Annotated in this window: 9 protein-coding genes; 6 read left to right on the top strand and 3 right to left on the bottom strand. The window is 73.1% G+C overall.

The genetic code is table 11. The features are described from left to right. Both FHE66_RS04005 and FHE66_RS04000 read left to right on the top strand, forming a co-directional pair. Positions 1-688: tRNA (adenosine(37)-N6)-threonylcarbamoyltransferase complex transferase subunit TsaD (locus FHE66_RS04005; protein ID WP_139071704.1), on the top strand; the 688-nt coding region annotated here is incomplete at its 5' end. 88 nt (positions 689-776) lie between these two features. Further along, complete coding sequence (locus tag FHE66_RS04000; protein ID WP_139071703.1) at positions 777-1,814, top strand: acyltransferase family protein; 1,038 nt, start codon at positions 777-779, stop codon at positions 1,812-1,814. 26 nt (positions 1,815-1,840) lie between these two features. Here FHE66_RS04000 and FHE66_RS03995 read toward each other — a convergent pair whose 3' ends face one another. Continuing rightward, entirely contained in the window at positions 1,841-2,977 is a 1,137-nt protein-coding gene (locus tag FHE66_RS03995; RefSeq protein ID WP_139071702.1) for a glutamate--cysteine ligase, read from the bottom strand. A 44-nt stretch (positions 2,978-3,021) separates the two neighbouring features. After that, positions 3,022-4,224: a class I SAM-dependent methyltransferase gene (locus tag FHE66_RS03990; RefSeq protein WP_139071701.1), complete on the bottom strand. Its 1,203-nt coding sequence runs from the start codon at positions 4,222-4,224 to the stop codon at positions 3,022-3,024. A 208-nt stretch (positions 4,225-4,432) separates the two neighbouring features. On the opposite strand from FHE66_RS03990, the gene groES reads away from it, so the two are divergent. Beyond that, on the top strand, positions 4,433-4,729 hold the full coding sequence (groES, locus tag FHE66_RS03985) for a co-chaperone GroES (protein WP_139071700.1): 297 nt from the start codon (positions 4,433-4,435) through the stop codon (positions 4,727-4,729). A 91-nt stretch (positions 4,730-4,820) separates the two neighbouring features. Here groES and FHE66_RS03980 read toward each other — a convergent pair whose 3' ends face one another. Further along, positions 4,821-5,111: a WhiB family transcriptional regulator gene (locus FHE66_RS03980; RefSeq protein ID WP_139071699.1), complete on the bottom strand. Its 291-nt coding sequence runs from the start codon at positions 5,109-5,111 to the stop codon at positions 4,821-4,823. Between the two features lie 236 nt (positions 5,112-5,347). Here FHE66_RS03980 and FHE66_RS15330 point away from each other — a divergent pair, with 236 nt between their 5' ends. The 3 genes from FHE66_RS15330 (at position 5,348) to FHE66_RS03965 (ending at position 8,634) form a co-directional block, all read left to right on the top strand. After that, entirely contained in the window at positions 5,348-6,265 is a 918-nt protein-coding gene (locus FHE66_RS15330) for a MerR family transcriptional regulator (RefSeq protein ID WP_139948999.1), read from the top strand. A 43-nt stretch (positions 6,266-6,308) separates the two neighbouring features. Beyond that, positions 6,309-7,811, top strand: a complete 1,503-nt coding sequence (guaB, locus tag FHE66_RS03970) for an IMP dehydrogenase (protein WP_139071698.1) — start codon at positions 6,309-6,311, stop codon at positions 7,809-7,811. A 103-nt stretch (positions 7,812-7,914) separates the two neighbouring features. Further along, a complete protein-coding gene (locus tag FHE66_RS03965; protein WP_139071697.1) occupies positions 7,915-8,634 on the top strand; it encodes an exonuclease domain-containing protein in 720 nt (239 codons plus the stop codon). The last annotated feature ends 108 nt before the right edge of the window (positions 8,635-8,742 follow it).

Raw genomic sequence — 8,742 nt, 5'->3', positions numbered from 1 at the left:
CGTGGACGAGCTCGTCCACGGTCCGTTCCCCGAGCGCTTCGTCGGGCTCGTCGTCTCGGGCGGTCACACGAGCCTGCTCGAGGTGCGCGACATCGCCACCGACGTCGTCGAGCTCGGCCAGACGCTCGACGACGCCGCGGGGGAGGCCTTCGACAAGGTCGGCCGCCTGCTCGGGCTGCCCTACCCGGGCGGCCCGCACGTCGACCGGCTCGCCAGGGAGGGCGACCGGGCAGCGATCCGCTTCCCGCGCGGGCTGTCCAAGGGCAAGGACGCCGTGCGCCACCCCTACGACTTCTCCTTCTCGGGACTGAAGACGGCCGTGGCCCGCTACGTCGAGGGCGTCGAGGACGCGGGCGAGGAGCTCGCCGCCGCCGATGTCGCGGCCTCGTTCTCCGAGGCGGTCGCCGACGTCCTGGTGAGCAAGACGCTGGTCGCCGCCCAGCGCGCCGGCACGGGGACCGTCGTCGTCGGCGGTGGCTTCTCGGCGAACTCGCGGCTGCGCGAGCTGTTCGCCGAGCGTGGCGAGGTGCACGGCATCGAGGTGCGCATCCCGCCGATCCGCTACTGCACCGACAACGGCGCCATGATCGCCGCGCTCGGCTCGGCGATGCTGCGCTCGGGCGTCGCGCCGTCGGCGATCGACATCCCGGTCGACTCCGGCATGCCGCTCACGCTCGTGCGCGCCTGAGGCCTCACCCCGAGCTCACCCTCCGCCCGTCGTCCTCGGCCCCCCGGTCATCTCCGCCGGGCGAGGGGATCGTGGCTACCGTCACCTCATGACTACAGGTGTGCCGCCTCGTGAGGGCTGGGTGGACGTCGCCAAGGGGGGCGCGATCATCCTCGTCGTGCTCTACCACGCGGCCTTCTTCCTCGACGACGTGGGCCTGGCCTGGTTCTGGGGAGAGGCCGGCGGCGCGCTGACGACCTTCCGGATGCCGCTCTTCTTCTTCACCGCCGGGCTCTTCGCCGCGAGGGCGCTCTCCCTGGACCTGCGCCACCTGCTCGCGCGGCGGGTCCTCCTGCTGCTGTGGCTCTACGTCCTGTGGTCCTTCACCTGGACGCTGGCGTTCCGGGTGCTCCCGAACCTCGACCACGTGCCGACCTGGGGCGAGCTCGGCCTGATCCTCGTGTGGCCCCACGCGAGCACCAGCACCTGGTTCATCTACTCCCTGGCGCTGTACTTCGTGGTGGCCTGGGCGATCCGCCGGCTGCCGGTGTGGGCGCAGCTGACGCTCGCCGCCGTGGTGTCCGTCGCCTTCGAGGCCGGCGTGCTCGACACGGGGAACATGACGCTGGACAAGATCGCGACGTACTTCGTCTTCTTCCTGGCGGCCGCGCTCCTGGGGCCCAGGGTCCGGGACGCAGCACGTCTGGTGCGCCCGCGCCACGCGGTCGTGGCCGCGGCAGGCTACCTCGCCGTCTCGGCAGCGGTGTCCGCGGCGGACGCGATGCGGGTCCCGGGTGTCCGCCTCGGCGTGAGCTGCCTCGCCGTCGCCTTCGGCGTCGCGCTCGCCGTGGTGCTGAGCAGGAGTCCCGCCATGTGGTGGCTGGAGTTCCTGGGGCGCCGGACGCTCCCGATCTACGTCCTGCACTTCTACCCGGTGATCGTCCTGAGCGCGCTGCTCGAGCCGGTCGCTGCGCGGATCGGCTGGGCCGCCCCGGTGCTCCCGCTGGTGCTGACCGCCGGGGCGATCCTCTTCAGCCTGGGCGTGGAGCGGGTCACGCGCCAGGTGCCCGGGCTCTACACCCTGCCCTCGGTGCGCAGGCGGCCGGCCACCTCCGCCCGGAGGCCCGCGCCGGACCCGGCTGCCTGACCGGCCGGACCGGCGGGCGGACACGCTCAGAGCGGCCGGCCGGCCCTCATCTCGGCGACGAGCGAGGCGACGACGGCGTCGAGGTCGCCGTCGTTGCGGCGGGCAACCCGGCGCTGGCGCTGGTAGGAGGCGCCCTTGCGGATGATCGTGCGCACGCCGTCGAGCTCCTCCAGGCAGCCCAGCCGGTCGGCGACCGGCTCGAGCGTGCGCAGCAGCTCATCGAGGGAGTCGGTGACGAGCTGCTCGTTGCCCGCGGCGTCGAGGATGACGATGGCGTCCATGCCGTAGCGCGCCGAGCGCCACTTGTTCTCGTGGAGGTACCACGCGGGCATCCGCGGCAGCTCCCGGCCCTCGTCGAGCATCGTCGAGAAGTGCTCGACGAGGCAGTGGGTGAGCGCCGCGAGGGCGAGCACCTCGGTGAGGTTCGAGGCGCCGTCGAACACCCGCATCTCCAGGGTGCCCAGGTGCGGGGCCGGGCGGATGTCCCAGCGGACCTCGTTGAAGTGGTCGATGACGCCGGTGTGGAGCATGTCCCGCGTGTAGGCCTCCAGCTCCTGCCACTGGTCGAAGAGCTGGGGCAGCCCGGCGGTGGGCAGCTGCTGGAAGAGCAGCGCGCGGTTGGAGGCATAGCCGGTGTCGCGCCCGGACCAGAACGGGGAGGAGGCCGACAGCGACTGCAGGTGGGGGAAGTAGGAGAGCATCGCGCGCAGGATCGGCAGCACCTTGCGCTGGTGCTCGACGCCGACGTGGACGTGGACGCCGTAGATGACCATCTGGCGGCCCCACCACTGGGTGCGCTCGATGAGGGTGGCGTAGCGCTCCTTGTTCGTCACCCGCTGGTCGTCGTACTGGGCGAAGGGGTGGGTGCCGGCGCACATGAGGTCCACCCGCAGCGGTTCGCACACCGCGCGCAGCTCCTCGATCGTGCGCTCGAGGTCCGTGCCCGCCTCGCGCACGGTCGCGGCCACCCCGGAGACGACCTCGATGGTGTTGAGCAGGAGCTCGGGGTGGACGTTGGGGTGGGCGTCCGCGCCCGCGGGCCGCACCCCCTCGAGGACCGTCGGGGCGACCTGGCGCAGGTGCCCGGAGTCGGCGTCGACGAGGGCGAGCTCCCACTCGATGCCGATCGTCGACCGCGCCGACGGCGCGAAGGGGATCTCCATGGGCCCATGATGCCGTCGAGTGCCCGGCGAGGACGACAGGGCGCTCAGACCGGCTCGACGACGATGACCGTCTGCCGGCCCGCGACGCGCGTGAGGACGATCGTCGCGCTGGCGGGACCGCTGAGCGAGAGCTGGCGGCGCAGCTGGGCGGGCTCCACCGCGGTGCCCCGCTTCTTGATCGTCAGCGTGCCGACCTGACGGTCGCGCAGGTAGGTGCGCAGTGGCTTGAGCGAGAACGGGAGGGAGTCGAGCACCCGGTAGGCGGTGAGGAACGGGCTGTCCTCCAGCCGCGGGCCGGTGAGGTAGGCGATCGAGTCCGCGACCAGCCCGGCGCCGACGAGCTCGCCGGCCCGGGCGACGAGCCCGGCGCGGATGACCGCGCCGTCGGGCTCGTAGAGGTAGTGGTCGAGCGGGCGGACCTCACCCGTGCGCACGGGCGCGTCCGCGGTGGCGACGGCGTCGTCGGCCAGGGTGTGCGCGCCGCCGTCGCGCAGGACGAGCGCGCTGCGGCCCGGGCCCTCGGGAGCCAGGGCGCCGAACCACAGCCCGGCCTCGACGACGTCGCCGTCGACGCTCACCCACTGGGCGTGGCTCTCCGGCGGGAGCATCGTGTGCGGGATGCCCGGGGCGACCTTGAGGCCGAGGGCGGGCACCTGCTCACGCAGCGCGAGCAGCTGGTCCAGGGGCGGGGTGTAGGCCCGGGGGTCGAAGACCCGTCGCCCTCCGGTGGTGCGGCGGGCCGGGTCGGCGAACACGGCGTCCACGCCCTCGGCGCGCAGGTCGACGGCCATCGCGTCGGCGTGCCGGACCGTGACGTCGGGGAAGTGACGGGTGTTGACGGTGGCCACCGCCGCGGTGAGCTCGTCCTGCTCGACGGCGAGGACCGACAGCCCCAGCGCCCCCATCGCCATCGCGTCCCCGCCGATCCCGCAGCCGAGGTCGGCTACGAGGGTGGCGCCGGCCCCGGAGTAGCGAGCGGCGTGGCGGGCGGCGACGGTGAGCCGGGTGGCCTGCTCGAGCCCCGCCTGGGTGAAGAGCATCCCGTCGGCGAACTCCCGGAACTTGGCCCGGCCCTTGGCGCGCAGCCGCGACTGCGTCATCGCCGCGGCGACGAGCTCGGCGTCCACCCCGCGCTCGCGCAGGCCGCTCGCCAGCCGCAGGGCGGTCGTCTCGTCGTAGGGCGGGAGCTGGCCGAGCAGCGCCCAGCCCTCCGGGGAGAGCAGCTTGCTCAGCGCACTGGGGTCCACCCGTCGATCCTAGGTGGACGGCGGACGGGAGCAGCACGTTGGCACTCGCCTTGACCGAGTGCTAACCCGGGCATAGATTTGGGCATGTTGCGGCACTGCTGCAGCGCCAGCACCCGAACCCAGGGCCGACCCCCGCGACGGCGGCCCGGTAGGGGAGGGTGCGATCTGACCTTGTTCCGTACCCACTCATGTGAAGGGGAGGTCCGTAGTGTCGGTCTCCATCAAGCCCCTCGAGGACCGCATCGTCGTGCAGACGCTCGAGGCCGAGCAGACCACGGCGTCTGGCCTCGTCATCCCGGACACCGCCAAGGAGAAGCCCCAGGAGGGCACCGTCGTCGCCATCGGCCCCGGCCGCGTCGACGACAGCGGCAACCGCGTCCCCATGGACGTGGCCGTGGGTGACGTCGTCATCTACAGCAAGTACGGCGGCACCGAGGTGAAGTACGCCGGCGAGGAGTACCTCATCCTCTCCGCGCGCGACGTCCTCGCCGTCGTCGAGAAGTGACGTCCGCCTAGTCCGGACGCGAACAACGGGCCCCGGTCCTCCGTCATGGAGGGCCGGGGCCCGTCGTCGTGCGGCGGCGACGCCGCGGAAGTCAGCTGGCCCGACGCAGCGGGGTGGACAGGATCTGCAGGCGCTCGTCCTCGGACAGGCCGCCCCACACGCCGTAGGGCTCGCGCACCTTGAGGGCGTGCTCACGGCACTGCTGGATCACGGGGCACTGTGCGCACACGACCTTGGCGGCCTCGTCGCGCCGACGGCGGGTGCCTCCACGCTCGCCCTCGGGGTGGAAGAAGAGGTTGGGGTCGGCCTCGCGGCACTTGCCCTGGTACTGCCACTCCCACAGATCCATGATCGGGCCGGGGAGCCTCGAGAGCTCTGCCATGTCCGCGCTCCTTCGTTCGGGTTGCGACTCGGGGCCGCCTGGGCGAATGGGTTGAACCTAGCAACCGATGCAAGGGTTGTTCAAGTCCCTTCCGGAAGTGATTCAGGAACCGACTCACGAACGGCCGGTGCACGCGTCACCGGTGGCGTGCTGCGGTGGACGCGTTCGGCGCCCGGGGCGGAGGTGCCCTAATCTCTGTCGGGGTGGATGATCGAGGTCGAGGCGGAGGAGGACAGGTGGCGCGAGCGACCCCCGGTGCGGGGAGCGGCGACTCCCGGCTCGAGGCGGCACCGCTGACCGTGGCAGCTGTTGCGCGCACCTTGGGCGTCGCCGCGTCGACCCTGCGCACCTGGGACCGCCGCTACGGCCTCGGCCCCTCCGCGCACCAGGCCGGCAGCCACCGTCGCTACACCCCCGAGGACGTCGCCCGGCTCCAGACCATGCGCCGGCTCACCCTGCGCGGGGTCGCGCCCGCCGACGCCGCCCGCATCGCCACCGAGCCCGGCGGCTCGGAGGGGCAGACCGTCGCCGACGAGGTCCCGGCCGTCACCGTCGACGACGGGTCCCTCGCGCTCGACCCGCTCACCCTCGCGGCCGCCGCCGTCGAGCCCGACCTGCGGCGCGTCCACCGGATGCTCCAGCGGGCCACCCGCCAGGCCGGCGTCGTCGCCGTGTGGACCGACCTCGTCCAGCCCGCCGAGGACATGGTCGACCAGGGCCGACGGCGCCTGGGTGAGCGTCCCGGCACCGACCCGCACGGCGTCATGCACGTGGGGCTCATGCAGGCCATCCGCGAGCTCGTCGTCACGGGCCCCTCGCCCGTGCGCATCCTCGCCGCCCCGGAGGACCGGGTGCGGGCGCACGTCATCGCCGGAGGGCTGGCGGAGAACGACCTCGGCGCGCTCGTCGTCGGGGCGGAGCACGTCGCGGACGTCGAGCTCGACAGCTGGCTCCCGCCCGGGGAGGCCAAGGTCCTCGCCGTCATCGGGAACCCACCCGTCACGGAGGAGATCGTCACCCGCGCCTCCGAGCGCGGGGACGTCGAGGTCTTCCTCCTCGGCAGCCAGAGCCCGGCGATCTGGCTGCGCAAGGTCCATCGCGTGCGCACCGCGCAGGCAGCCGTGGCGGAGATCACCGCCGCTGTCCGCGAGTAGACCCCGGCACCCACCGGCCCGCGGGCGCACGTAGGATCGTCCCGTGAGCGACTCCACCGACCCCTTCGGCCTCACGGGCCTGACCTACGACGACGTCCTCCTCCTGCCCGGAGCCACCGACGTCATCCCCTCCGAGGTGGACACGACGGCGCGGCTGACCAAGGAGATCAGCCTGCGCGTCCCGCTCGTGTCCGCCGCGATGGACACCGTGACCGAGTCGCGCATGGCCATCGCCATGGCCCGCCAGGGCGGCATCGGCATCCTCCACCGCAACCTGTCCATCCCGGACCAGGCCCAGCAGGTCGAGACGGTCAAGCGCTCGGAGTCCGGGATGATCACCGACCCGGTGACCATCCAGCCCGACGCCACCCTCGCCGAGCTCGACGCGCAGTGCGGGCGCTACCGCATCTCCGGCCTGCCGGTCGTCGACGACCGCGGCGTGCTCCTCGGCATCATCACCAACCGCGACACCGCCTTCATCGAGCGCTCGGAGTTCGCCACGCGGCTCGTGCGCGACGTCATGACGCCGATGCCGCTGGTCACGGCGCCGGTCGGGATCGCGCGCGAGGACGCCGCCGCCCTCCTCGCGCGGCACAAGATCGAGAAGCTGCCGCTCGTTGACGAGGCCGGGGTGCTCCGGGGCCTCATCACCGTCAAGGACTTCGTCAAGTCCGAGCAGTACCCGAACGCGACCAAGGACGACGAGGGACGGCTGCGCGTCGGCGCCGCGATCGGCTTCTTCGGTGACGCCTGGGAGCGGGCCACCGCGCTCGTGGACGCCGGCGTCGACGTGCTCGTCGCCGACACCGCCAACGGCCACGCCCGCCTCCTGCTCGAGATGGTCACCCGGCTCAAGACCGACCCCGCCACCCGGCACGTCCAGGTGGTCGGCGGGAACGTCGCCACCCGCGAGGGCGCGCAGGCGCTCGTCGACGCCGGGGCGGACGCCGTCAAGGTCGGCGTCGGGCCGGGATCGATCTGCACCACCCGCGTCGTCGCCGGCGTCGGCGTCCCGCAGGTGACCGCGATCCACCTCGCCGCCCAGGCGTGCCGGCCGGCCGGCGTGCCGGTGATCGGCGACGGCGGCCTGCAGTACTCCGGCGACATCGCCAAGGCGCTCGTCGCGGGCGCGGACACCGTCATGCTCGGCTCCCTGCTCGCCGGGTGCGACGAGAGCCCCGGCGACCTCGTCTTCGTCAACGGCAAGCAGTACAAGCACTACCGCGGCATGGGCTCCCTCGGGGCGATGGCCTCGCGCGGACGTGTCTCCTACTCCAAGGACCGCTACTTCCAGGCCGACGTCGACACCGACGACAAGATCGTGCCCGAGGGCATCGAGGGCCAGGTGCCCTACCGCGGGCCGCTCGCGGCCGTCGCCTACCAGCTCGTCGGCGGGCTGCACCAGTCGATGTTCTACGTCGGGGCGCACGACCTGCCCGAGCTCGTCGAGAAGGGCCGCTTCGTGCGGATCACCACGGCCGGCCTCAGGGAGTCCCACCCGCACGACGTCCAGCTCACCGTCGAGGCGCCGAACTACACGCGCTGAGCCGGTGCCCCTCCTCCCGCGCGTGCGGCGGCCGCGGTGTCGGTGGTCGCCGGCACAGTGGTGCCCACGACGCCGGCGCACACGCCGCGCGGGAGAGGCGGGCATGGACACCTGGGCGAACGGGCCGTTCCTCGGGTTCGACACCGAGACCACCGGCGTGGACCCGCGCCGGGACCGGATCGTCACCGCGGCGCTCGTCCTGCGTGACGCGCGCGGCACCCGGCAGCGCACCTGGCTCCTCGACCCGGGGGTGGAGATCCCCACGGTCGCCAGCGACATCCACGGCGTGACGACCGACCACGCCCGCGCGGAGGGCGTGGCCCCGCGCACCGCGCTGGAGGAGATCGCCACCGAGGTCGCCTGGGCGATGGACGCCGGGATCCCCGTCGTCGCCTACAACGCGTGCTTCGACCTCACCCTCCTCGAGCACGAGCTCGTCCGTTGGGGGCTGCCGACGGTCGCCGAGCGGCTCGGCCGCGCGCCCGGGCCGGTCGTCGACCCGCTCGTCCTGGACCGCTCGCTCGACCGGGAGCGGCGGGGCAAGCGCAAGCTCGTCGACCTCTGCGCGCACTACGGGGTCGAGACGGACGACCGACTGCACACCGCGGAGGTCGACGTCCTCGCGACGCTCGCCGTGCTCGACCGCCTGTTCGCGGCCTTTCCCGAGCTCGGCGCCCGCACCCTGGCGGACGTCCACGAGTGGCAGCAGGAGCAGCACCGTCAGTGGGTGGTCCGCCTCAACGAGTGGCGCGTGGGCGAGGGGCTGCCCCCCGAGGACACCGCCTGGCTCCCAGCCCCGCCCGCCGCCCGAACCACGGTCTAGCCACCCCACGCGCGGCCGCCTCCGGGGTCTCCCGTCCCCGCCGAGCGCTGGATCTCGAACGAGGGGGCGCCTCAGGTGTGGAGTTCTGGACCTCAGAGGTCCAGAACT

Source organism: Georgenia sp. 311, assembly GCF_006151955.1.
GTDB lineage: Bacteria > Actinomycetota > Actinomycetes > Actinomycetales > Actinomycetaceae > Oceanitalea > Oceanitalea wutianyii.
This window is presented reverse-complemented; position numbering and strand designations above follow the sequence as displayed.

What these genes read in the sequence shown, in the direction of transcription:
- FHE66_RS03995 (WP_139071702.1), bottom strand. Translation starts at nt 2,977, where the DNA reads ATGGAGATCCCCTTCGCGCCGTCGGCGCGGTCGACGATCGGCATCGAG.
- FHE66_RS03965 (WP_139071697.1), top strand. Translation starts at nt 7,915, where the DNA reads ATGGACACCTGGGCGAACGGGCCGTTCCTCGGGTTCGACACCGAGACC.
- FHE66_RS04000 (WP_139071703.1), top strand. Translation starts at nt 777, where the DNA reads ATGACTACAGGTGTGCCGCCTCGTGAGGGCTGGGTGGACGTCGCCAAG.
- FHE66_RS03980 (WP_139071699.1), bottom strand. Translation starts at nt 5,111, where the DNA reads ATGGCAGAGCTCTCGAGGCTCCCCGGCCCGATCATGGATCTGTGGGAG.